Source organism: Paenibacillus sp. FSL K6-2524 (genome assembly GCF_038005525.1).
GTDB classification, from domain to species: Bacteria; Bacillota; Bacilli; order Paenibacillales; family Paenibacillaceae; genus Fontibacillus; species Fontibacillus anaericanus.
This window is the reverse complement of record NZ_JBBOSP010000001.1, coordinates 6,119,110-6,143,737: the sequence shown is the minus strand read 5'-3', so window position 1 is coordinate 6,143,737 and position 24,628 is coordinate 6,119,110. Positions and strand designations below refer to the sequence as shown.

Annotated in this window: 18 protein-coding genes and 1 riboswitch; of the genes, 9 read left to right on the top strand and 9 right to left on the bottom strand. The window is 42.8% G+C overall.

From position 1 onward, the window contains the following. Position 1: 1 nt before the first annotated feature. Positions 2–1,240, bottom strand: coding sequence for a saccharopine dehydrogenase family protein (locus tag NST85_RS28505; protein WP_127191528.1), 1,239 nt, complete (start codon positions 1,238–1,240; stop codon positions 2–4). Positions 1,241–1,950: 710 nt separating this feature from the next. Beyond that, positions 1,951–2,031, top strand: a riboswitch (glycine riboswitch). A 151-nt stretch (positions 2,032–2,182) separates the two neighbouring features. Between NST85_RS28505 and NST85_RS28500 the strand changes: the two genes are divergently transcribed. From NST85_RS28500 to NST85_RS28485, 4 genes are all read left to right on the top strand, one after another. After that, positions 2,183–3,532, top strand: a complete 1,350-nt coding sequence (locus NST85_RS28500) for an amino acid permease (protein ID WP_341191008.1) — start codon at positions 2,183–2,185, stop codon at positions 3,530–3,532. A 355-nt stretch (positions 3,533–3,887) separates the two neighbouring features. Further along, positions 3,888–5,942 (top strand): S-layer homology domain-containing protein, encoded by a 2,055-nt coding sequence (locus NST85_RS28495; RefSeq protein ID WP_341191007.1) that lies wholly within the window; start codon positions 3,888–3,890, stop codon positions 5,940–5,942. A 418-nt stretch (positions 5,943–6,360) separates the two neighbouring features. After that, the gene (locus NST85_RS28490; protein WP_341191006.1) at positions 6,361–7,461 is read left to right on the top strand and encodes an FIST signal transduction protein; all 1,101 of its coding nucleotides are present in this window, start codon (positions 6,361–6,363) and stop codon (positions 7,459–7,461) included. 15 nt (positions 7,462–7,476) lie between these two features. Then, entirely contained in the window at positions 7,477–8,466 is a 990-nt protein-coding gene (locus NST85_RS28485) for a methyl-accepting chemotaxis protein (RefSeq protein ID WP_341191005.1), read from the top strand. A gap of 143 nt (positions 8,467–8,609) precedes the next feature. Here NST85_RS28485 and NST85_RS28480 read toward each other — a convergent pair. Next, a protein-coding gene (locus NST85_RS28480; protein ID WP_341188322.1) for an IS1182 family transposase occupies positions 8,610–9,970 on the bottom strand; the annotation gives its coding sequence in 2 pieces (ribosomal slippage) (positions 8,610–9,400 and positions 9,400–9,970; 1,362 coding nt in all). 327 nt (positions 9,971–10,297) lie between these two features. On the opposite strand from NST85_RS28480, the gene NST85_RS28475 reads away from it, so the two are divergent. After that, positions 10,298–13,408, top strand: a complete 3,111-nt coding sequence (locus tag NST85_RS28475) for a hybrid sensor histidine kinase/response regulator (RefSeq protein ID WP_341191004.1) — start codon at positions 10,298–10,300, stop codon at positions 13,406–13,408. Between the two features lie 69 nt (positions 13,409–13,477). On the opposite strand, the gene NST85_RS28470 is transcribed toward NST85_RS28475, so the two are convergent. Beyond that, positions 13,478–14,245 carry a metallophosphoesterase gene (locus NST85_RS28470; RefSeq protein WP_341191003.1) on the bottom strand — a complete coding sequence of 256 codons (768 nt, stop codon included), beginning with the start codon at positions 14,243–14,245 and terminating at the stop codon, positions 13,478–13,480. Positions 14,246–14,395: 150 nt separating this feature from the next. Between NST85_RS28470 and NST85_RS28465 the strand changes: the two genes are divergently transcribed. Continuing rightward, positions 14,396–15,343, top strand: coding sequence for a helix-turn-helix transcriptional regulator (locus NST85_RS28465; protein ID WP_341191002.1), 948 nt, complete (start codon positions 14,396–14,398; stop codon positions 15,341–15,343). A gap of 65 nt (positions 15,344–15,408) precedes the next feature. After that, positions 15,409–15,954, top strand: a complete 546-nt coding sequence (locus tag NST85_RS28460) for a DinB family protein (RefSeq protein ID WP_445671191.1) — start codon at positions 15,409–15,411, stop codon at positions 15,952–15,954. Positions 15,955–16,065: 111 nt separating this feature from the next. On the opposite strand, the gene NST85_RS28455 is transcribed toward NST85_RS28460, so the two are convergent. Genes NST85_RS28455 through NST85_RS28440 form a run of 4 tightly spaced genes read right to left on the bottom strand, consistent with a single transcriptional unit; the run spans position 16,066 to position 20,012 of the window. Beyond that, positions 16,066–16,878 (bottom strand): ABC transporter ATP-binding protein, encoded by an 813-nt coding sequence (locus tag NST85_RS28455; RefSeq protein ID WP_341191001.1) that lies wholly within the window; start codon positions 16,876–16,878, stop codon positions 16,066–16,068. Then, entirely contained in the window at positions 16,878–17,909 is a 1,032-nt protein-coding gene (locus NST85_RS28450; RefSeq protein ID WP_341191000.1) for a FecCD family ABC transporter permease, read from the bottom strand. The genes NST85_RS28455 and NST85_RS28450 overlap by 1 nt, the downstream gene beginning before the upstream one ends. Beyond that, positions 17,906–18,946 carry a FecCD family ABC transporter permease gene (locus NST85_RS28445; RefSeq protein ID WP_341190999.1) on the bottom strand — a complete coding sequence of 347 codons (1,041 nt, stop codon included), beginning with the start codon at positions 18,944–18,946 and terminating at the stop codon, positions 17,906–17,908. The genes NST85_RS28450 and NST85_RS28445 overlap by 4 nt, the downstream gene beginning before the upstream one ends. Beyond that, positions 18,939–20,012 (bottom strand): iron-siderophore ABC transporter substrate-binding protein, encoded by a 1,074-nt coding sequence (locus tag NST85_RS28440; RefSeq protein ID WP_341190998.1) that lies wholly within the window; start codon positions 20,010–20,012, stop codon positions 18,939–18,941. The genes NST85_RS28445 and NST85_RS28440 overlap by 8 nt, the downstream gene beginning before the upstream one ends. 250 nt (positions 20,013–20,262) lie before the next feature. Between NST85_RS28440 and NST85_RS28435 the strand changes: the two genes are divergently transcribed. Beyond that, positions 20,263–21,762, top strand: coding sequence for a malate:quinone oxidoreductase (locus NST85_RS28435; RefSeq protein WP_341190997.1), 1,500 nt, complete (start codon positions 20,263–20,265; stop codon positions 21,760–21,762). A gap of 117 nt (positions 21,763–21,879) precedes the next feature. Here the strand turns inward: NST85_RS28435 and NST85_RS28430 are convergent, their stop codons facing one another. Together NST85_RS28430 and NST85_RS28425 are read right to left on the bottom strand one after the other, a co-directional pair. After that, positions 21,880–22,401, bottom strand: a complete 522-nt coding sequence (locus NST85_RS28430; RefSeq protein ID WP_341190996.1) for a cupin domain-containing protein — start codon at positions 22,399–22,401, stop codon at positions 21,880–21,882. 99 nt (positions 22,402–22,500) lie between these two features. Next, positions 22,501–23,163: an NAD(P)-dependent oxidoreductase gene (locus tag NST85_RS28425; protein WP_341190995.1), complete on the bottom strand. Its 663-nt coding sequence runs from the start codon at positions 23,161–23,163 to the stop codon at positions 22,501–22,503. Positions 23,164–23,277: 114 nt separating this feature from the next. On the opposite strand from NST85_RS28425, the gene NST85_RS28420 reads away from it, so the two are divergent. Then, positions 23,278–24,618 carry an extracellular solute-binding protein gene (locus NST85_RS28420; protein WP_307400351.1) on the top strand — a complete coding sequence of 447 codons (1,341 nt, stop codon included), beginning with the start codon at positions 23,278–23,280 and terminating at the stop codon, positions 24,616–24,618. Positions 24,619–24,628: the final 10 nt, after the last annotated feature.

The following is a 24,628-nucleotide window of genomic DNA, read 5'->3' as shown; positions in this document are numbered from 1 at the left end:
ATTAGCGAACGAGCTCCGGCTTTTTCGCTTCCTCTGGCAATGCGTCAACCAGCACAGGGTTAAAGTCTTCTACCCATGGAAGTCCCCATTTGTTTAGCTCTTCCATGAATGGATCCGGATCGAACTCTTCGATATTGAATACGCCTGGTTTATTCCATTTGCCAGTCATGACCATCGCTGCGCCGATCATGGCAGGTACGCCAGTTGTATAGGAGACGGCTTGGGAGCCCACTTCCTTATAGCACTCTTGGTGGTCACAAACATTGTAGACATAGTAAGTCTTGTCTTGGCCGTCTTTTTTTCCTTTGAAAATGCAGCCGATGTTCGTCTTGCCCACTGTACGAGGTCCAAGGGAAGCCGGATCTGGGAGTATAGCCTTTAGGAACTGAAGCGGAATGATTTGTTTGCCTTCGTATTCGATCGGTTCGATGGAAGTCATTCCTACGTTTTCAAGCGCCTTTAAGTGCATGAGATAACTTGGGCCGAAGGTCATGAAGAAACGGATGCGTTTCAGTCCTGGCATGTTTTGCGCAAGGGATTCGAGCTCTTCATGGTACAGCAGATACATATCCTTTTCGCCGACTTGAGCAAAGTTATAACCGCGTTTGATCTCCATTGGTTTCGTTTCGATCCATTCGCCATTTTCCCAGTAACGTCCGTTAGCGGATACTTCACGGATGTTGATTTCTGGGTTGAAATTGGTTGCGAAAGGATAGCCGTGATCGCCGCCGTTGCAATCCAGAATGTCGATATATTCGATTTCGTCAAAATAGTGTTTCAACGCATAGGCGGAGAATACGCCGGTTACGCCTGGGTCGAACCCGCTGCCCAAAAGAGCTGTGATCCCTGCTTTTTCAAAGCGCTCGCGGTAATCCCATTGCCATTTGTATTCGAATTTCGCCGTATCTTCCGGCTCATAGTTTGCCGTATCCATATAGTGCGTTTTGGTGGCTAGGCAAGCATCCATGATCGTCAAATCCTGGTAAGGTAGAGCCAAGTTCATAACGATATCCGGTTTGAATTCATTAATCAAAGCGATCAGCTCATCTACGTTGTCTGCATTAACCTGTGCAGTCGTAATTTTGGTTTTACCGCCGTCTAATTTCGCTTTCAGATCATCGCATTTGGATTTCGTCCGGCTAGCGATACAGATTTCTTCAAAAACCTCACTGTTTTGAACACATTTATGAATTGCTACTGCTGCTACGCCTCCGGCGCCAATGATAAGTGCTTTTCCCATTTTTCGATCTCCTCACCCAAGTAATTTTTTTGAAAAAACGCGAAAACGGCAACAAAAAAAGCAAGCGGAACACGCATCATGCGCATCACACTTGCTTCGATATAGTTAAATAATAAGACAGTCCCAATAAGCATGACTGGACAAACTTCTTGCGTGCTCGTCAGTCATAAAGTTCATAGTTTCATGGGGAAAGGCCCTTAATATTCAAATATATCATGTTAGGATCAGAGTCTATATAGCAAATAATTCACTTTTACCACTCTTATTGACCGTTTCACAAGTTGTGTGCTAAATGCACTGGTTGTAAAGTAACCAACTTATAAAATTTGAGCTTTTAACTCAATCAATAAGGCAACGAAAGTTGCCAATCGGCATTTGACCCGGCTGTCCGTATGGCCTTAACTTCTTTAGGAAGTGGTCAAAGATTATCTGCTTGGAAAGATCCTAGATATATTAAATATTAGCTTCCCAAAATTTATGCTTCTTCATAATAGCAGGCTAGGGGCTATTGAGCAAGAAAAATTTTCGAATAAACGCATATTTTTTTTCGTGGCGCTGAGAACCAATGAAGTTCAAGGTTCATTGATTGTATTTAATGTTATTGACAAGCCATGTAAGCAAGACTATTATTGAAAATCATGTGAAACATATTACATGTCTTAAAATTTAATAATTCGCAAGCTATGATTGCTATGGATCACACTATAGCAGGAGCAGCTTCTGGAGAGACTGCGGTAATTCCGCAGCGCCGAAGGGTTCACAATCTCAGGCAAAAGGACAGAAGAGTACTGAATATTTATTTATCGTGCTAATAATTATTATTAGTAGGATAGATATTATTTAATATTCTTATGAACTTAGGAGATTGGATGACATCCGATCTCTTTTTTTTGTACCAATTTTTTGAACTAATTTATTGTATTCATTAAGGGGGAACTAGGTGTGGCACAACGAGAATTAAAGCGGGAATTAGAAAATCGGCATGTTCAACTCATTGCAATTGGCGGAACCATTGGGACTGGATTGTTTTTAGGATCCGGTAAAGCGATACAACTGGCAGGACCCTCCATCATCTTTGCTTATCTAATTGTGGGTATTGCCATTTTCTTTGTTATGAGGGCGTTAGGAGAACTTTTGTTATCTAAAGCAGGGTATCAATCCTTTACAGATATTGCCGAGGACTATCTTGGGCCGCGAGCCGCGTTTGTAACCGGATGGACCTATTGGTTTTGTTGGATCATGACGGCAATGGCTGATATTATTGCTGTCGGGATCTATGTACAATATTGGTTCGATATCCCGCAATGGATCCCTGAGGTTCTTTGCTTAATCATTTTATTAGGACTCAATCTATTAACTGTCAAAAATTTTGGGGAATTGGAATTTTGGTTTGCCTTAATCAAGGTGGTCACTATTCTCGCATTAATCGCCATTGGTGTTATCTTGGTGGTGATTGGATTCAAAACCGATGCAGGAATGGTTACGGTCAAGAATATTTGGGGACATGGGGGAATGTTTCCAAACGGAATTTCAGGATTCTTACTGTCTTTCCAAATGGTTGTGTTTGCCTTTGTCGGTGTAGAATTAGTGGGTGTATCCGCAGCGGAAACATCCGATCCACAGAAAAATATCCCGTCGGCCATTAATAAAATTCCATTAAGAATTCTATTCTTCTACGTGGGTGCAATTATTGCTCTATTATGCATTAATCCTTGGACGGAGCTAAGTCCGGCAGAAAGTCCTTTTGTTAAAACATTTGCTTTAGTAGGGATTCCGATTGCCGCGGGAATTATTAACTTTGTCGTATTAACTTCAGCCGCTTCTGCTTGTAACAGCGGAATGTTCTCAACAAGCCGTATTCTATATAACTTAGGCAAGAATGATCAGGCTCCATCTGGTTTTGCCAAATTGAATAAAAATCATGTGCCCAAAAATGGGTTGCTCATATCCACGCTTGTCCTATCTGCGGGAGCTCTTTTGAGTAAACTTATTCCAGAACAGGCTTTTGGAATCGTGACAACCATTAGTGCCATTTGTTTTATTTGGGTGTGGGGTGTGGTCCTCATTTGCCATATAAAGTATAAGAAAACTCAGCCGCAATTGCATGAAAAATCAAAATTCAAAGCACCCTTTACACCATTTATTAATTATGTTGTCCTAGCTTTGTTTGCTGTCATTCTCATTATTATGCTATTTGCTGAAGAAACACGTCCGGCCCTATTGTTAACACCTTTATGGTTTATTCTATTATTTGTTTTGTATTCTTCGAATAGAAGGAAAAAGGCGAAATAGTTAAGATAACATGAGAAGACCCTCCTCGAAAAGTTATCGAGGAGGTCTTTCTTCAGCAAAATAGAAAATATGCTAACGGATTCGATAAGTCAAAAATCGAAAAATCATTAACGGATTGTATTTAAGACACAACCAAATACGTTTAAGAAGGCCATCCGAGGGGGTGGCCTTAAAGTTTGCCGTTGCGTTGTAGATAGCGCGCCACCTTTCTTCCCCTAAATATGAATCTTTTAAAAGAAATTTGAAATCTATTAAGATTTCATTAAGATACAGAATTAATTTTCTGTTAAAATATTACTGATAAATTTTTAATAATTAAAAATTTCATTTTGGGGAAGGTAGGTTAGGTTAAATCATGAACAAGAAGCTTTTTATTTGGTTTACGGCGCTGACAGTTGGTCTAACGTCCGCGTTATCGATTGGCGGTGGTGTGAGTGAGGCAAAGACCTCGGCCGATTTCAGCGATTTACAGGATTTGGACGCAGCTACAAAGGCGAAGTTTGATGCCCTGATTCAAGCAGGTATTTTCAATGGAGTCTCTGACAATAATTTCGGTCTGAATGAAGAAATGAATCGAGCCCAATTCGCAAAGGTAGCAGCGCTTATTACTGGCCTGGAGGTCAACCCAGCCCTAAAGACATCATCTTTCAGTGACGTACAGGCAACTGATGCAGCAAACGGCTATGCGCTGCCTTATATCGAGGCTCTCAAGCAAGCAGGAATCACCAACGGTGTAGGCTCTGGAGAATTTAACCCTTCGGGTACTGTGACTAAGGAGGAATTAGCAACATTTCTAGTTCGGGTATTAGGTCAGGATGCAAGGGCACAGTCGGCTCCAGGTGTTAGCGATGGTACTGTATCCGATTGGGCGAGAGGTTATGTCCAGGTGGCACTTGGGCAAGGATTGCTAAGCAACTCTTCGGACGGTACATTTGGCGGTAAAGAAGAAGCGAGCCGTAATTTACTTGCTACCGGATCTTTCGAAACCGCCAAAACGTTCGAAGCTACCAGGCCTCTTAAGGTGTCAGGAGCGGACTTCACCGCGGGGAACAAGTTGGAACTGACGCTAACAGTAGGGATCGATGGGAGTTCCGTTGATCTATCCAAGATTACGATTAACGGTGTGCCGCTTGATCCGAAGTTAGACAGTTATGTGCTGTCCGAGGACAAGAAGACGATCATTATCAAGTTGCATCAAGGTTTTAAGCTCGATACATCCAAGACACCGGTTATCGTAGTAAAAGGCTTGAAGACATTATTCGGTAACGAGGTGAAAAATGAGGAGAGTACATTAATACCGGTTAAGATAACCGAGCCTCCGGCGACGCCACCAGTAGTCACGCCATCGCCATCAACATCAACCCCATCCACGCCATCGACATCCACGCCTATACCCACACCAGGGCCTGATGTGACTCTGGCAATTAATGCCGCGAACGGAACCATCACGCAAACGACGGCTTCTTATCCGGTAACGGGATCGGTCACCGGGGTCGTGTATTATTCCGTGCTTCCATCCGGTTTGGCAGCTCCGAGCTTGGATGGTATTAAATTAGGGACGAATGCTGTCGTCCACGGTTCGGTTGAATTGGATGGAACCAAGGGAAATTTGGAACTGTACGGATTGTCAGCGGGCACTTCATACGTGTTGTATGCTTATGAGTCTGCCAATAATAAGACATCTACCATCTCCAATGTACCTTTTCAGACGTTGGTTGAGCAGCAAATCGGACCTGTGATTACTTTTAACGCATTGGTGACAAATAGAAGCAGGGGAGACGTTAGCGACTCGATCAATGCAAGTGTGAACGCCGATGGATATGATAAGCTATATTACGTTCTTACCGAGTTTAGTCCTTCTGATTCTCCAAGCGCTGATCAAGTAAAATCCGGGCAGGATGCAACGGGAGTTCCAGCGCTTCAGTATGGAACGATCGATACGGACTCACGGGAATCCAATATTGGTATCTCCGGGGACTTGCTTTCCAACATGACTTATCGTCTCTACATAGTGGGATCTAAGGAAAATTTGAATAGTCAAGTTGCGGAGTTTACCTTCTATCGTATGGATCCGATCATCGAATCGTTTATGAGTATAAGCATGCCTATCGTGACCCCTAATTTGATTACGGTCTTACCGGAGTACACCGGAAGTAATTATAATTTCTACTACTTAACAACAGATCAGTTTGCAGGTGTGAATCCACCTTCTGCTGATTATATTATTAATCAGGGTGGGCTTGGAACGTATAATTCAGAAGACAGAACAGTGAGTATTCAGGGTTTGTTTGCCGCCGGTATTGGACTTTATACGGTCATTGTGGAATACGATCAAACGGTGGGCGATTATATTCGCTCGAACGTAGTAACCTATATTCCTGTTCCTAGTAGTGAATTAGACCGGAGATAAAACAGAGGCCGCTGAAGAACTTGTAGTTTTTTGGAACTACTAAAGTTAGATGAATAAAAAGACGACCCTTATTCCCATTTTTTTGGGATGAAGGTCGTCTTTTCGTTTATGATTAACCGTGAATATATCGATTCAGTTTACTTTCTCATACTGCTTATAGATACATAGGAAATGAGCGGACGGCGAATTATTTTGTCGAGGAAGGCTCGGAGAATCTTGTACTCACCTATTTCCAATAGATATCATAATTATAATAAATTTTGAAATGATTCAACAAATTTATGTCGATACATGCCAAGTTTGTGAATATTACCGCAAGTGGCAATTGTAAGCCAAAGAAAGGGAGTTTATACTTAGCCTTAATATTGATAGATACATAAGTTATGATAACTATATTTTCTACTAGAGGGAGCTATTTATGAAGTTTTCCGTTGGTAAAAGCTCGAAACGTGATTTCAAGGAAGCTGTATCGGAAGCTGCAGCAGGGCTCGTTTCGCCCAAACTCCTGTTGTTCTTCTCTGATGTGGAGTGCTTTGAGGGGTATAACGAAGAAATTAAGGGACGGTTTAAGGACAGCATTATCCTCGGCTCCACCACCTTTGCGGGCTTCTGCAAGGATGGCGCTTATAAGGATAGCTTGCTTGTTATGGGGATTGAAGAGGGGATTGAATGCTACGCCGACGTGCTGGAGGACGCCAATCGGTATCCGCTGAAATATGTGGATCGGGTTCAACAATGCGTACAAAAGTTCAGTGATACGAAAAACACAGTATGCTTTGAGATCTCTGCTGCGCTGATAAGCTGCGAGGAACTGGTTCTGTCCACTCTCAATTCCATCCTTGAGGATAAGGAGATTCCCTTGTTCGGGGGATCAGCTGGGGACTACGGTAAAGCAGAGAAAACATTGATATCTTTTAATGGCACTATTTACAGGAATGCCTGTGCTTTTGTCATCATCAAGAACCTGGGCGGGAAGATCCACCTATATCGGGAGAACATCTATAAACCGACAGCCCATTACTTCACTGCAACGAAGGTCGATGAACGAAACCGGATTGTTCACGAATACGACAACCGGCCTGCCGCCAAAGTTGTAGCGGAGGCTCTGAATACCACGGTAGAAGGATTACCGAAATACTTAGATAGTTATCCCATGGGCAGAATCATCGGTAATGACATGTATATCACTGCTAACCAGATGGTCACTGCAAACAACGGGATGGCTTATCACGCTAGAGTCTATAATAATTCCCAAATGGTGCTTCTTGAACCGGATGACTACAAGAAAGTTATACATACCACCATCGAAACTGTCAAAAGAGATATTCCTAACCCTTCGCTGGCTATTATGATCAATTGTTTGGCTAGATCTATGCTGTTTGAGGGGGATGGATACCTAAGCGGCTTTGCCAAGGAAATGAGCTCGGCCTTGGGTAATTATATTGGATTTGCTGGGTATGGAGAGCAGTTGGGGCAGCAGCATTTTAACCAGACCATGGTCTTGGCTGTATTCGAATAGTGAGGTAGGATGCATATGAAATGGTTCAAATCAACATATAAAAATGTCGGGACGGATAACGTGGCGGTCGCAATTGAGCCTGTGCAGAAATTGATTCCAGAAGCGTCAATCGGTTACGACCAAGAAGTTCATTATGGTATTATGCACATCGAGAGGAAACTCGGTGAATTTATGAACGAAGAAGTCATCGTGACCCAATCTATTCATGAGATCGGTACAACTTACTCCCAGATTAACTCCATCCAGGACATGATCATGAATTTAGATGCTAACTTCAATCAGTTCCGGCAGTATGTTCAGGAAATTGATGGTGTAATGAGTCAAACAGATACCACTGTCAAACAAGCGGATGATAAGATGGGTATCCTATCGGATAAGCTGAATGGAACTTGTGAACAGCTTCACTCCATTACGGATGCGTTCCATGTGCTGGAGCAAAACTTCGGGCATATCAAGGAAATGTCCGCCAGCATTACCGATATCGCAAGGAACACGAATCTACTAGCACTCAACGCTTCCATCGAGGCTGCCCGTGCGGGGGATGCCGGAAGAGGGTTTGCCGTTGTCGCGGATGAAATAAGGAAGTTATCCTCCTCCACTGCCAAATTGGTCCATGGCATTGATGATAGCGTCACAGCGCTGTATCAAAGCATCGATTCACTTAAGGGAAGAATTGACCATACCACTGCAACCATTCAGGACAACTATCAATATGCCCAAAATGTACAGCAGGACTTTAAGCAGGTAACGGAATCTACGGTGGAAGTGAAGAATTTCAGCAATCATATTATTACAGGAATCGAACGAACGAGCTCGGAGATCAATGGCGCGGTGTCGGGAGTGGGCTCTGTAACCGAGCTTGTGACCTCGCTTGGCAATAAGCTGGAGAAGCTGAACTTGCGATTAAGTAAAAGGTCCATCATCATTTGCAGTATTACGGACTTTCTTCAGCAAATCGAAAATATGCTAACGGATTCGATAAGCCAAAAATCAAAGAAGCATTAATGGAATGTGTTGAAGTCATAACCGAATACGCTTAAGAAGGCCACCCGATGGGGTGGCCTCAGCTTGTCGAGAAACCCAGTCATTTTCATGACATCGGGTTTCTCTTTTTATTTTGGCAGATATAAAATCGGGAAACTAGGGGTTTAAACCCGGTACTCCAGGCGATCCAGGTGGATCGCCATCTTCTTCATATTCTGTACGGCTGCCGTCATCAGTGCTTGTTCTCTGACGTTTGGTAGCCCTCGCAAACGGCAATAGCGAAACCCATGGAGCTCTTTAGCATCCGCGAAGCTTCGCTCTATCGTTTCTTTTCGTTTACGGTATAACTGTTTGCCGGACTTGCTGAGCCGGTTATTCCGTACCCAGTCCTTGCTGTCTTCCCAAACATGTCGGGTTACCACCTTCCGGTGGTTTCGGGATTGCGTACATTGGTCCAGCAAGGGACAGTTCTTGCAATGCTCTGGATCGGACGCGTACTGCCGATAACCCTTGCGATCTGTGGTTCGGTAACCCAATTCATGGCTTGCAGGGCAGACGTAAATATTTCGCTCTGCATCAAACGTGAATTTCCATTTCGGAAACAAACCTTGCTTCGGATGAAATCTTCGGTGAGCAATTACCGCGAAAATATTTCTGCTTTGTAAACCTCGACAAATTGGCGTAGTTAAATAACCTGAATCTAATGCAACAGCTTCGACCTCAAATTTAAAACGTTCTCGCTGACGGTCCAAACGCGACAAATAGGGAACAGAATCATGGACATTTCCCGGTGTGACATGCACGTCCGTAATAAAATTGTACTTTGTATCCACCGTGCGGTGGTCCAGATAAAAGAAGCCCTCTGGTTTGCCATCCCGAATCATATATCCGCTGTCCGGATCCGTCTTGCTTACTTTAATTTCTTTGTCCTCAGTCACTTCCTCTCTAGGTTTTAGGGCTTTTTTCCGTGCTCTTTCCGGTCTTCTGCAACGGCGGCGTTTAGCTCGTCCACGTAATCTTTGGTATTTTGCAGCACTTGCTGTTTTGTGTACTGGTGTTTATTCGCATTTGCTTTCACGTGGGTAGAGTCACTCACCAGAACACGTCCGCCAACCATCCGGTGGGAAATGCCCTGCAAGACAATCTCATCGAAAATATCCTGAAAAATGTTCGTACCTTTAAACCGAGTTCGCCGATTCCAGCTAATAGTTGTATGGTCGGGCACTTTATCTGTTAATCCGAGGCCTAGAAACCATCGGTAAGCTAAATTGGTCTGAATTTCACGTTCTAATTGGCGTTCGGAACGAATGCCATAAAAGTATCCGAGAAATATCATCTTAAACAAAACAACAGGGTCAATCGCGGGTCGTCCATTATCCGCACAGTACAAGGGCCGAACTTTTTCATTGATAAAGGAAAAGTCGATATGTTTATCTACTTTGCGCAGCAAATGATCTTGCGGGACCAAATCTTCTATGGAAACAAACTCGTAGACTTGTTGTTTTTCTCGGTTGGAACGTAGCATACAGAACACCATCCGTTCTATAATAGTTACCTATATTATACAACATTAACGCGGTGTCGTCTTAAATAATTAATTCATAAAGAAGGCTGTCGAGACTTTCTCGACAGCCTGAGGCCACCCGATGGGGTGGCCTTAAATTTTGTCGTTACGTTTGAAAAATCGTTTGAAAATCTAAAGTCTACTAAGCAGGTATACCTGTATAATAGACATAAGGAAATCTATACCATCCGTTACTCTACATGTTCACTGAGGCGGATTGTGAGTTACTTACATAAATGTCTTAGAAGAGAGGAATACTTCTTGGCAAATCATTCACGAAAATACCAAATGAAAATGAGTCATATACTATTATTACTAGGACTATTCTTAGTTATTTTATCCTGTTCGCGCATTTTGTGGATGGAAATGTTTCATGATCAAAAACATGAGCTAATTAAAAACGGGCAATTCGATTTGCGCAGTTGGAATGCAGAAGATGGGGATATTGTTTTACTAGACGGGGAATGGGAGTTTTATCCCTCACAGTGGTTGATGGACGGCAGACGGCAACAAGCATTAGATGAGAATGAGCCAAGGCTTATTCAGGTTCCAGGAAGATGGAATGAAGCTCTGCATACTGAAAAATCAACTCCATACGGATTTGCTTCTTATCGCTTGCTTCTTTATGTAAATCAGGAAAAGGACCTTAATTATAGTATTCGTGTACCCAGCGTACGCACTGCATCAGAATTATATGTAAACGGTCGATTGCTTACTAAATCCGGACAGGTGGCGACAACAAAGGATGAATATATTTCGAAGGACCTACCTTATTCTACAACCTTTACAGCAGACGAAAACGGTGTAATCGAACTCGTCATTCAGGCGGCAAATTATGTGGATAGTCGAAGCGGGGGCATTGTCCGATCCATTAAATTTGGTTCAGAAGAAGCCATTGCCAAAGAGATGAAATCTTCCGTTTTTATGCAGTTTTTGGCAGCGATTATATTTATTATGCATGCTGTCTATGCACTTATTTTGTATTTACTAGGAAATAAGGAAAAGAAGCTGCTTTATTTCAGTTTGCTTGCATTATGTGTAACGATCACGAGTGTCTTTAGTACGGATGAGAAGTTGTTCCATCAATTATTTTACATTGGAATTAATTGGGATTTTAGGCTGACTAATATTGCTTTCGTTATTGCAGCCTATGCTTTGCTCCAGTGTACGAATCATCGCGAGCTTCTATATTGGCGTAGGATGTACCCTGTCTATAAAGTAATGAATCTAGGGACTGCCGGCATCACTTTCTTTTTAGATCCATCTCAAGTGATTATGCTCTTTCCGATTTATTATCTATTAGTTGGTATTGCTGCAGTTATCACGTTGATTACAATGGTTAAAAAAGTAATCAAAGGATTAAAGAGCAATCTTTTACTGCTTTTCTCTTTTCTTGCGTTGATGAACCATTCTCTTTGGTCGTTAATCTTGCTGGATAGTGGTTTGAGTCTTGTCTACTATCCGTTCGATATGATTATTGCGATGGGTTGTTTAGCTTCTGAATGGTTTAAGGGTTACTTTATCATGCATGCGAACACCAAAGAGCTTGCTGCAACCTTGCAAAGAATGAATGACCATAAGGATCAATTTCTGGCAAACACATCGCATGAATTTAAAAATCCGCTGCATAGCATTCTTAACATGTCACAATCCGTTTTAAAAAGGGAACAGCATTTATTGCAGGAACGGAGCATCAAGGAGCTTGAAACGGTTTTATCTGTAGGACGTCGAATGACATTAATATTAAATGATTTGATTGATGTGATGAGTTTACGGGAGGGCAATCCGCGTATACAGAAAAAAGTTATATCTATTCAGCCAATTGTGACCGGAGTACTTGATATGCTGCAATTTAATGCAGAAGTAAAGTCTATAACAATTGCAAATCAAATTCCTGAAGATTTTTCTCCAGTACATGCGGATGAGAACCGGGTTATTCAGATCGTTTTCAATTTACTTCATAATGCTGTGAAATTTTCGAACGATGGGGTCATTTCGATTCAAGCTTTTGTAAAGGACGGACGAGCTTATATCGTTATTACTGATACCGGGATTGGAATGGATGAGAACATGCTTAGGCGCCTATTCCGTCCGTACGAGCAAGCTAGCACGAGTGAGACCATGATTGAGGGTGGCTTTGGGTTAGGTTTGAGTATAAGCAAGCAACTGGTTGAGCTTCATGGAGGTACGTTAGATGTGTCCTCTGTTTTAGGAGAAGGCTCAAAATTCACTTTTTCATTAGAGCTAGCAGGCTTGGAAGAGAATGATGTGACGAACTCTTTTGAACCGTTACTATTACAATCCATGCCGACTCAAGAACATGTTTCGATCAAAGCAGTAAAGGCAGATATCCCGATGACTGCAAAACCAACAACTTTTTTAGAAATGGATCGAGACCGTCCAATCCTATTAATTGTTGATGATGATCCTATTAACCTTCAAGTGCTTGAAGCCATACTACCACCAGACGAATATGATATAACAATGGTAACGAGTGGCAAAGAAGCGTTAGCTGCATTGGACATAAAGAAGTGGGACCTGGTCATCTCCGATATTATGATGCCGCTGATGTCCGGTTATGAGCTGACACGAATGATTCGTGAGCGGTTTACACTTACAGAGCTCCCTGTTTTGCTCCTTACTGCAAGAAGCCGACCGGAGGATATTCAAAGTGGTTTTATAGCGGGAGCAAACGATTATGTCACGAAGCCAGTGGAAGCTATAGAAATCAAATCGCGTATAGAGGCGCTAATTACGATTAAACAATCCGTTCGGGAACAACTGCGATTAGAAGCTGCATGGTTACAAGCGCAAATAAAACCTCATTTTTTATTTAATACGTTGAATGCTGTAATAGCCTTAAGTGACATTGATTTGAATAAAATGCGTGATTTGCTTGATGAGTTCAGTAATTTGTTGAGGAGTAAATTTAAATTTCAAAACATGGATAATCTTGTTCCAATCCAAGAAGAGCTAAGTCTAGTGCGCTCTTATCTATATATTGAAAAGGTTCGGTTTGAAGAAAGGTTACAGGTTATTTGGGAGATAGACGAATGCGAGGACATAAAAGTTCCATTTCTTTCGATCCAGCCTCTTGTTGAAAATTCGATAAGACATGGCATAATGAAGCGCAGCCGTGGAGGAAAGATCCTTATTCGGATTTCTGTCTATGAGACGCACGCAGAGATAACAATTGAAGACGATGGGGGCGGAATAGACGAGGTTCAATTGCAACGAATATTAGAAAGAAAAGCAGATAGCCGTTCGGGCGTCGGATTGATTAATACCGATCAGCGACTAAAACGACACTTCGGACAAGGACTTAATATCAAGAGTACGTTAGGTACAGGGACAAAGGTAACCTTTCATGTACCTAACAGGTTGAATAGCGGGGATTAAGCTTGGTGATATCTATAAATCTATATAAGAGAAGCTTAACTTATATGGTGTTTGGTGGATATCAGGGGCTCAGAGTTCATGCAGAGTAACTTCACTGCGAATAAGGAATCGAGCATTTATACCAGCCTGACCAATCCCTTTAGAGATATAGAATGTGCCATGGGTTCCTGAATGCATTCCTTTGTAAATACCATCGGCTGCTAGCCTACCTTTATCTATGTATTGGAACAAATACGGCACGTTGAATTGCATACCGTGGAAATGGCCGGCCATCAAGTAGGTATACTTGCGTTTAATAGATAGAACAAGATTGGGGTTATGAGTGAGGACTAGAATCGGTTTGCTTGGATCGACGTTTGCGAATGCTTTATCAACCTTGCTTTTCTTGCTGCCAAAATCATCAATGCCAACAATTTGAAAGTTATCAACCAATATGGACTGATTGATAAGGACTTGTATGCCTGCGCCCTCAAGAATGCGGATAAGCTGATTAAAAGCAGTGAACTTTAGGCGATGATCATGATTCCCCAATACGGCAAACACAGGAATGCCGGGCCCTGCAATTGCGTGAGCATACCGCTGTACCTTGGATAAATATCGGGATTTTTGAGTGAAGTCTCCTGTGAGAACAATATAATCTGGAGCTTCTTTTTTAATTAAACGGGTCAATCTTCTCGGACTAATACGGAGTTTCTCCACATGTAGGTCACTAATTTGAAGAACGCGGCTTCCAATCCCACAAGAGTAGCTGACACGTTCCACCTTAAGCCATTGGGTCGGAAAGATCAGAAGGAAATAGATGACGGCAGCGATAAACAGGATAATGTAATAGATCATGGAGTACATCCTTCCTTTTTGCAAAGTGGATAAAAGTGATATATTCAAGTATAGATGGCTTAATCCCTAACAACAAATTCATTATAAAGGAATTGCGCCATTAAGGCAGCAATACAGTATAATACAACCTCCCGGGAAGGGTGCAGACACATGAATAAAACGGATCGTATGTTAGCCATTGTACTTGAACTGCAGCGTAACAAGGTGTTACGAGCCGAGGATTTAGCCGCTAAATTTGAAACTAGCGTAAGAACTATCTACAGGGACATTCAGGCTTTGAGTGAAGCAGGCGTATCTGTGATAGGGGCTCCTGGTCAGGGATATTCCTTAATGGATGGGTATTTCCTACCACCGGTCAGTTTCACGGTGGAAGAGGCTGTGACGTTACTCATCGGGACAGATTTTATCGAGCAGTGGTTTGATACCGACTATAGCCATAAGTCTCGAACTTCGAGAAGGAAGATTGAAGTCATTCTACCGGAGCCAATCCGCAGTGAGGCCTCCCGGATACGCAAGAGCTTTCGTTTGTTTACATTGGCTGAAGATATAGTACGAATACAAGAGAAGGTATACTTGGAAGCGATTCGTCGAGCGATATTGGAGGAAAGGAAAGTAAGCTTCCACTATTCCAAAAGAATTGCCGAAGTGGACGGGAACCGCCAAAGTGTTCGTACGGTTGCTCCTTATGGACTTGTGTTTCATCAAGGGGCATGGGTACTCATCGGACATTGTGAGTTGCGCCAAGATATCCGTCATTTCCGGTTGTCCCGGATGACGGAGCTTATCGATCTGGAGGATCAATTTAAGCAGCCAGCTGATTTTCATTTGGATGTATACCAGCCTTCAGACGACCGCAACGTCATTGTGTGCATCCTTGTCCAACCTGATATTGCCGATAAGGTAAGGGAGTCTAATAACTTTTATTTAGAAACCATAGAGGATCATACGGAAGGATTGCTGATGACCTTTCGCGTTCGACAACCCGATGAATTGCTGTACTTTGTGCTTGGCTGGGGAGCCGGAGTGGTTGTACTGGAGCCGGAATCCTTCAGGCAACGGGTTAGAACTGAATTGGAAAAAACGTTAAAACGGTACTGACATAATGGTGTCAGTACCGTTTTTGTATACTTAGATAAAAAGATAACTAAGGGAGCTAATGTATGATGATTACAACAAAGGAAGCATTACAACGCTTTGAAGAAACGGCGATATATTATATTCATGAACTGGATCAATTCAATATGGAGCAACTGAAGCAAAAGCCAAGCGACAACGAGTGGTCAATCGGGCAGATGGTTCAACATCTTATTAGCTCCGCGCTTTATATGCAGCTTCGTAATCTGGATCAATGCTTGGTGCCAAGCGAAGATCCTCAGGTACCTCGAAAGGAAAAGACCGAGCTTGGTGCGGCGGTATTTGCTCAAGGTAGTTTTCCGCCCATTCGTATTCAGGTTCCGCCTTCTGCCCAATATACACCAGAGCAGCCAGAGGGAAAAGAGCAGCTCATTCAAGGGTTACACAAAGCTATCCAGAGAATGAAGGAGATTGAACCGACCCTTGAAAAAGCATTCAAACAAAATACAGTGTCACATCCGTCATTCGGTGGACTGTGTGCGGAGGAATGGTTTCTGCTTGTTGAAATGCACTACCGTCATCATCTTCTGCAGCTAGACCGCTTGAAACAAGGATTGTTTGGAGCAGCGAAATAGACACGGTCATTTTGAGATCGCTCAGAAGGACTTTGTGACGATTGTTAATGCGATACTGGGCAAGGTGATACGGTGGTCCGTATCATAATTAGCTGGGGTAATAGCCTTTATTTAAGGAGTACACTTATTAACATGATATCTTCCTCTTGGCACCACCATAGGAGAACCTGAGATCGGATCCTCTATCACTGAGCAATCAAGCCCGAAAATCTCTTTCACCAAGGAGCTCGTTATAACCTTTGAGGGCACACCCTCAGACACAAGCGTTCCTTTATGAAGTGCGAAAATATAGTCTGCATAACGTGCGGACAAGTTGATATCATGGAGAACCATGACGATCGTAGTTCCGTGTGTTCGGTTAAGGTCTGTGAGTAGGTCAAGAATCTCAACTTGATATGCGATATCTAAAAAGGTTGTAGGTTCATCAAGAAATAGAATGTCGGTTTGTTGCGCTAGAGCCATTGCAATCCAGACACGCTGCCTTTGACCACCCGAAAGCTCGTCAATATTATGGTTGGCAAACTCAGTAATATCCATAATTCTCATTGCTTCGGCTACGGCCTCATAATCCTTTTTGGTCCATCCGCTGAACAATGACTGGTGTGGGAATCTCCCCCGCCCAACCAAATCTGCCACGGAAATTCCTTCCGGAACAATGGGCGATTGCGGCAGCAGCCCGACCACTCGGGCCAATTGTTTGGGTGAAATTTTGCCGATTGCCTTCCCATCGAGAGTGACTTTTCCGGATATAGGCTTGATAAGCCTTGCCAGTGTTTTAAGAAGCGTAGACTTCCCGCAGCCATTTGAACCAATAATGACACTGATTTTATTGCTGGGGATTTCAAGGCTTATTTTCTGGATCACCGGTTTATTATCATAGCCCGCTACTAATTGTTCAGCTTGAAAAGTATGTGTTACTGTCATTATAATTCTCCCTTTCGATTCATTCGGATCAGCAAGAAGATCAGATAAGGTGCTCCGAGTAATCCGGTTATGATACCCACAGGGAATCTGTATGCAAAAGCAAACTGTCCGATCAGATCTGACGCCAAAACCAGATTAACGCCAACAAGACCTGCCGGAATGACGTTTGAGAAGCCGACTCCAACTAACCTTTTTGCGATGGGTCCCGAAAGGAAGGAGACAAAGGCTATTGGACCCGTGACAGCGGTAGCAATAGCAATCATGATGACGGAACTCACAATAAGCGCAATTCTAGTCTTATCCGCATCGACACCGAGCGAAGAAGCCGCTTGTTCTCCAAGTTCCAATATATTTAGATGTTTGCCCAGCATGATAACGATAGGAGCAAAGATAAGCACCGTTATGACAAGAGGTGGAAGCTCCTTCATCTGAGAGCCATTGAGGCTGCCCGTGAGCCATCTGAGTGCTGCAGGAATATCTTGTTGTGCGCTAATGAGCAGAAGATAGGATATCACGGCGTCAAGCATGGCCTGTATGCCTATTCCGACAAGAATTAACCGCCCAATCGAGAATGACTTTCCTCTGGATAAGAAATAAATCAATATCACTGTTGCAAGACCGGCAAACACCGAAGCCACGGAAATAATAGCCCCGCTTGTATGAAGTATTATGATGCAAAAAACAGCCGCCGCACCTGAGCCGGAAGTAATTCCGATTACATTCGGGTTGGCGAGGGGATTACGCAGCATGGTCTGGAAGGTGTATCCGGCAAGACCGAACGCAAATCCGGCAAAAAGACCTGCCAGCATTCTCGGTAGACGTATGGTATTAACCGCAAAAGACACGCCCTTGAGCTGTTCTCCTGAAAGCGCCCGGATTACATCTTTAACTGGATAAATGGTGTTTCCGAGTAAAAGCATAGTGATGCAAAGCGTGCAAGCAAGCACCACAAGGATGCCGGTAACAAGGAGCCAACGGCGGCGTCTTTGACGTCTACCCGCCATAATAAAATCAATAGATGGATTCTTCATAATGAACGCACTTTCGATTTCATAGCTAATATGATGAGTATTGGAGCTCCTATAAACGCTGTAACTACACCGACTTCGACCTCTCCAGTACCGCCGATAAGCCTGCCGCCTACATCAGAAATCGTCAAAATGATTGCTCCTGTTAGAGCTGACATCGGTATAACAAAACGTAAGTTAGGTCCAAGAATAAGCCGCACAACATGAGTTGATAAAAGACCGATAAAACCAATAGGGCCTGCCAACGCAGTCGTCGCTCCGCATAAAAGAACACCCGCAAGAGCTGCGAAAAATCTCAATACGCCTGTTCGAACGCCCAGTCCGGTCGCAACATCATCTCCCAGTGCCAGCGCATTTAATGCCGGGGCAGTAATAAACCCTATCAATATTCCGACAATCAAAAAGGGGGAAAAAGTAGCAATACCATTCCAGGTTGCCGAACCTACACTGCCCACTTGCCAAAACCTGAATTGATCCATGACATCAGCGCGTGGAATCATGATTGCAGTGACAAGAGAAGAAAGGGCTGCGCTTGTGGCAGCCCCCGCGAGAACAAGCTTAATGGGCGTGGCACCGCCACGTCCCATCGACCCTATTCCGAATACGAACACTGCAGTAATCGCAGCTCCGGCTAATGCCAGCCATATATATTGGTTTGCGGTGCTTATGTTCAAGAATGCAATTCCGCAAACAACAAACAAGGAAGCACCTGTATTAACTCCCAGTATACTTGGGTCTGCAATCGGATTGCGGGTGACTGCTTGCATAAGTGCTCCGGAAACTCCAAGGGCCGCACCGCAAAGTAGACTGAATACAGTTCGGGAAATCCGCTTGCGCACCACGCTTGTCTCGAAGGAGTCTATATCCGGGTGGAATAAACCGTCTATCAGTTCTTTAACACTCATCACCCGAGATCCTAAGACCAGAGATGCAAATATGCATATTCCGAGCAAGATCATACAAATCACCAGAACCGTCGTAAAATTCCTAGGAGTATGCAAGCTGGATAGCTTATTTTTTGAAGACGATGAACTATTCATTCAGCTTATCAATAGCTCCGTCGATTAATGTCAGGTATTCATCCATGGTATAAGAGATCGAAAGTGGATTTGGGTTTCCGGAAGCCGCCAAAGGTGTACCGTTACCAATAAATACGACGGATCCTCTCTGGATCGCAGCAATTTTACCTAGAACAGGATCAGCTTTAACTGCTTGATATAAGCTTTCATCGCCATATCCAATGATAAGATCAGCATCGTTAAGGATGTCAGCATTCTCGGCGCTTAAATTCATGAAGAAGGCGGTTGGATCCGTAATCTGCGACGTAACGCTTTCGGGATAAGTCATTCCCAGCTCAATCAGGAAAGATCCGCGGGGATCAGCAGGTGTATAAATATGAAGTTGAGACATATCCTCAGCCGAGAAGTTAGCCCAAACTACCTTTTTCCCCTTCATATCAGGATGTGCACTTGCTTTCTCCTGAATGAGTTTCTCGGTGTCCTTGATAAGTTGTTCACCCTCCGCTTTCATGCCCATACCTGTTGCATTATTAATGACTTGTTCACGCCATGTGGTAGACCATGCAGTGGTCTGATAAGCCACAACCGGAGCAATTTGGCTAAGCGTATCATAGTCTTCCTGTGTAATACCGGAATAAGCTGCAAGAATGACATCCGGGTCGGAATCGGAGATCGCTTCAAAATCAAGGCCGTCTGTATCCTGAAAAATATTAGGATTTGTTGCGCCAAGTTCCTTCAGTTTTTCCGCTGTCCAAGGTAAAAGTCCGCTGTCATCCTGAACGCCGTAATTCGCCGCCGAGAAACCTACAGGTACAACACCGAGAGCAAGAACAACATCATGATTCGCCCATTGTATGGTAGCTACACGTTCAGGTTTGCTTTCAATAACAGTTTCGCCAAAAGCATGCTTGATCACGATCGGATATTCAGCATTTGCATCTTGGGAAGCGGGTGTTTCTGTTTTAGGTGTTTCGGCATCTACCGAAGCAGTCGAATTGGAGGACTGACTAGAACAACCAACTAGCGTTAGTGCAAGAAGGGCGGAAATGAATAATGTGGTTAATGACATCTTTCGTTTTGTGTTCATGTGTATCCCCTGTCCTATCAAGAAATGTATTTTTTAAATATATTTGATAATGATTCTCAATGTCAATAAATATATCCCTTCTATAGATGGGATGTCAATAAAAAATTTGCTAGTATGGTTCGAGGAGCCTACCGAGTATTAGTTATACCTTTTATATAAATTGTGAATATTTTAATTTATTAGTAATTGTGATAGACTACGATCAGATTATTACGGGAACAGAAAAGTTTAAGAGATAAGGATGGTGAAAATGGATAACAGACAAATTAAAACGGACGTTATTTTAATTGGTGCCGGAATTATGAGTGCCACACTGGGGACACTGTTGAAAGAATTAGCACCGGACTGGGAAATTAGAGTATTTGAGAAGCTCGCGAACGCAGGCGAGGAAAGCTCTAACGAATGGAATAATGCGGGAACGGGACATGCAGCACTGTGTGAACTTAACTACACCGTTGAACAACCGGACGGATCTATAGATATTAGCAAAGCTATAAAAATTAATGAACAGTTTCAGGTATCCATGCAATTCTGGTCTTATCTTGTAAACAGTAATCTGATACATAATCCGCAGGATTTTATCATGCAATTGCCTCATATGAGTCTAGTTCAAGGGGAAAACAATGTAACATTTTTGAAGAAACGGTTTGAAGCGCTTTCAAATAATCCTCTGTTTCAAGGGATGGAACTATCCGATGATCCAGGGAAGCTAATGGAATGGATTCCGCTTATTATGAATGGCCGAACATCCAAGGAACCTATAGCTGCAACCAAAATTGACTCAGGAACGGATGTCAATTTCGGTGCATTAACCCGCATGTTATTTGACCACTTAAAGAGTAAAAACGTCGATATCAATTACAAACATCAGGTTAATGATATTAAGCGTACTAGCGATGGTTCATGGGAATTAAAAGTGCGAAATGAATATACCGGTACCGTGCAACGCCATACTGCAAAGTTCGTTTTTATCGGCGGTGGGGGTGGAAGCCTACATTTACTTCAAAAGTCCAGAATTCCTGAAGGGAAAAAGACAGGGGGATTCCCGGTAAGCGGAGTATTTATGGTGTGTAACAATCCGGATGTTGTAGCTCAGCATCACGCGAAAGTATATGGTAAAGCTGCGGTGGGTGCTCCTCCAATGTCCATTCCGCATCTTGACACAAGATTTATCGATAATAAAAAATCGTTACTCTTTGGACCCTTTGCAGGTTTTTCACCTAAGTTCTTAAAAACAGGCTCCATGTTTGATTTGATAACTTCCGTAAAACCGGATAATCTTCTAACTATGTTGGCTTCAGGTGTAAAAAACGTTCCATTGACAAAATATCTGATTCAGCAAGTTGTGTTATCTAAAGAGAAGCGTATGGAAGAATTAAGAATGTTTGTTCCGAACGCGAGGAGTGAGGATTGGGATCTAGTGGTGGCGGGCCAACGCGTACAAGTGATCAAAGATACTGCTGATGGCAAAGGAATGCTGCAATTTGGTACGGAAGTTGTGAGTAATGATGATGGTTCGATAGCTGCATTGCTAGGCGCTTCTCCAGGTGCTTCCACTGCCGTTCACGTCATGCTAGAGATCATCAAAAAATGCTTCCCGCAACATTTAAAAGAGTGGGAGCCGAAAATAAAAGAAATGATTCCTTCCTATGGGGTATCACTCAAGGATAACCCAGAGCTTTTACACAAAATTCATACATCAACAGCGCAGACGCTCGGTCTAAGTAAAAACAAGCAATATCAAAGTTAATGTTCTGAATGTCTTGATGCTCAGAAAAAACACCTCCACACCTGAATGAATCGGTAGTTCATACCCATTTTTTCAAGCGGAGGTGTTTTTATTTGTCTCATTTGATAGTCAGTCAGACTAAACTGGAATGGCCTCATAGGCCAACTTCATGATTATATCTTTATGTTGAGGATATTTAGACAAAAGTTCATCTTGTGTAAATAACTCAAAGTCCCTAAATTCAAACCCAGGCGAAACCATGCACCCTACTAAGGAGAATGTATTTTCATCCATAACGGAGGATCCAAAGATCGAGTTTTTGGGAACTAACACTTGCGGAGACTCCCCCTTGTCCAAGTTTAGCCCTAGTTTATGCTCTATATAAGCCCCATGTTCATCAATAACATGAACTGTTAATGGACTTCCTGCATGATAATACCATAATTCATCGGACTTCAGACGATGGAAATGTGAGATATCATTAGAACCTAAGAGAAAGTAGATACTTGTATACAACTTTCTTTTCCCTTCAAAATCTACGGTTAATTCCTGATCTGAAGTTTGTTCCTCAGATTCAAATGTTCTTTTATAATATCCACCCTCTGGATGTGCATCCAGTCCTAGTTTGGATATATAGTACTTTGCGTCATGCTCTTTCATAGCATTATGCCTCCCCATAGATGTGTTTATTACGGCAATAATTAAAGCCAGTTTACCACGAATAGCCGTTAACACCTATTTTGCGTCTATAGAATTCTTTTAATCAGCAATCCCGATCGATGAGCAATCGTATGTTGAATCCCCTAATGCCTTCACGATAAAATCTGCTACATTAGCACGTGAAATCGTTTTTGACTTATCAGGTACGCTTGTAGCAGATTCCCTATACTGTCCTGTCAAAGGTTTATTCGTCAACCCCATGGGCCTGGCAATGGTATAGTTCAGTTTATTTGCCACAATATAATTAACGGCGCCTTGATGATCTATCAGCGCATTCTTTAGCATTTTCATGACTAATTTCCCACTAATACCCGGAATTTCATTATGAATGCCTGCAGAAGCTGTATAGACGATTCGATAGATTTTATGGTCCATCATTCCATCTACTATATTTTTGGTCATCTCTGCTAGCTCCGTAGATTTTTTCATACCTTGACTAGAGCCTAAACAGGATACAACTGCGTCATGTCCTGCAATGGCTTGGGTAACCTCTACTCTATTGAAGCCATCACCTTGGATAATATGTAGTTGCTCATGTTTCACTTGTAATTTTGAAGGTGTACGTACAAATGCGGTCACCTCAAAACCCCTTTCTAACGCCTGCTTTACCACACATTGACCTACCCCACCTGTTGCACCAAAAACAATAATTTTGATACTACCACTCCGTTCATTTTGTAGAGTAAGTATAACGTAGGGCAATAGATTGTTATACTCTTAGCCCTATGTTTATTATATATAAATTGGTTTAAGTACGTTCTATAATTTATGAGAACGGTTTCTTAAAGAAAGATAAAATTTGTAAGGGGGATTAAATTGAGAAAAATCGGACTATTTTCCGTCATCTTCGTACTTGTAAATGTACTGGTGTTATCCGGCTGTGGGACAGGATCTAATAATACAGCTAATACTCCAAATTCATCAAATTCTGAAGCGGGAAGCGAGCTGGAATGGGATTCTGCTGCGAAGGAATATGTAATGGAAGCGGAAGTTGCTTCGGGTGAACAAGCATTGAAGATTTGGGTCGAATATGAGGATTATGCCAAAGCACTCATTGCGGCATTCAAAGTCAAATATCCAGAAGTTAAAGTTGAATATGAAATTGTTCCAAAAGTTGAAAGTGTGGAACGCATGGGATTGGATGGAGAAGCCGGTAAAGGCGCTGACGTCTTCATGTTGAGTTACGATAAGCTCGGAATGGCTATCGATAATGCAACTGCCGCACCCCTTGGTCAGTATAGTGAATCGCTAAAAGAGAGAGTGCCAGCTACCTTTATTGAGGTAGTAAGTAACGAAGATCAAATGTTCGGCGTTCCGATCTCGACCGAATCGATAGCACTCTTTTATAACAAGACATTATTGAAGGAACTTACAGGAAGCGACCAACCTGCGGCAACATGGGAAGAGATCGCAGAGCTTGCTAAGGGATATAACAACAACGCTACAAACCAATGGACGATCCGTTTCCTAACAGGCCAATTGTATTATTCTTACCCTGTGTTATCTTCCTTGGGTTGGCATCTTTTTGAAGACAGTGATTTGTCTAAACCAAACTTTACATCGGCAGAGCTTACGAAAGGTTTGGAATATTACAAATCCCTACGAGACATCTGGAATGTTAACTCTGCAGACGCAACCTATGACTCGATCGAAAATGAGTTTATCAAAGGTAAAACACCTTATATAATTACAGGCCCATGGGTATTCAAGGATTTCGATGCGGCTGCACAGGAAGTCGGCTTTGAATACGGTGTGGCGAAATTACCTAAAGTAGCTTCGGGTGAGGTAGCCTCGTCCTTAACAGGTATTACGGTAGCTGCTGTATCCGGATATTCGAAGTACCCAGCCGCTGCACGGGTATTCGCTAATTTCATGGCATCCAATGAAGGCGCAGCTGCACTGCACCAATCGATTGGAGCGATTCCGGCACTTAAGAGTGACCAGATTCAAAACGTAGAAGGTATCGATGGGAACGATCATATCGCGGGTATTATCGCTCAATCTGAAAATGCCGATTTAACTCCGCAACTTCCAGAGTATCTCTATACTGCAGGCAATGCACTTATTGTAAATGTATGGGATAACCTGCTGTCAGTTGAAGAGGCGCAAGCGAAGGCAGAGAAAGAATACGCAGATTTGAAGGGTTTAGGTAACTAACCTAAATGCC

Excerpts from the sequence above, each read along its gene's own strand:
- NST85_RS28505 (WP_127191528.1), bottom strand. The coding sequence starts at position 1,240 with ATGGGAAAAGCACTTATCATTGGCGCCGGAGGCGTAGCAGCAGTAGCA.
- NST85_RS28495 (WP_341191007.1), top strand. The coding sequence starts at position 3,888 with ATGAACAAGAAGCTTTTTATTTGGTTTACGGCGCTGACAGTTGGTCTA.
- NST85_RS28490 (WP_341191006.1), top strand. The coding sequence starts at position 6,361 with ATGAAGTTTTCCGTTGGTAAAAGCTCGAAACGTGATTTCAAGGAAGCT.
- NST85_RS28485 (WP_341191005.1), top strand. The coding sequence starts at position 7,477 with ATGAAATGGTTCAAATCAACATATAAAAATGTCGGGACGGATAACGTG.
- NST85_RS28475 (WP_341191004.1), top strand. The coding sequence starts at position 10,298 with ATGAAAATGAGTCATATACTATTATTACTAGGACTATTCTTAGTTATT.
- NST85_RS28470 (WP_341191003.1), bottom strand. The coding sequence starts at position 14,245 with ATGATCTATTACATTATCCTGTTTATCGCTGCCGTCATCTATTTCCTT.
- NST85_RS28465 (WP_341191002.1), top strand. The coding sequence starts at position 14,396 with ATGAATAAAACGGATCGTATGTTAGCCATTGTACTTGAACTGCAGCGT.
- NST85_RS28460 (WP_445671191.1), top strand. The coding sequence starts at position 15,409 with ATGATTACAACAAAGGAAGCATTACAACGCTTTGAAGAAACGGCGATA.
- NST85_RS28455 (WP_341191001.1), bottom strand. The coding sequence starts at position 16,878 with ATGACAGTAACACATACTTTTCAAGCTGAACAATTAGTAGCGGGCTAT.
- NST85_RS28450 (WP_341191000.1), bottom strand. The coding sequence starts at position 17,909 with ATGAAGAATCCATCTATTGATTTTATTATGGCGGGTAGACGTCAAAGA.
- NST85_RS28445 (WP_341190999.1), bottom strand. The coding sequence starts at position 18,946 with ATGAATAGTTCATCGTCTTCAAAAAATAAGCTATCCAGCTTGCATACT.
- NST85_RS28440 (WP_341190998.1), bottom strand. The coding sequence starts at position 20,012 with ATGAACACAAAACGAAAGATGTCATTAACCACATTATTCATTTCCGCC.
- NST85_RS28435 (WP_341190997.1), top strand. The coding sequence starts at position 20,263 with ATGGATAACAGACAAATTAAAACGGACGTTATTTTAATTGGTGCCGGA.
- NST85_RS28430 (WP_341190996.1), bottom strand. The coding sequence starts at position 22,401 with ATGAAAGAGCATGACGCAAAGTACTATATATCCAAACTAGGACTGGAT.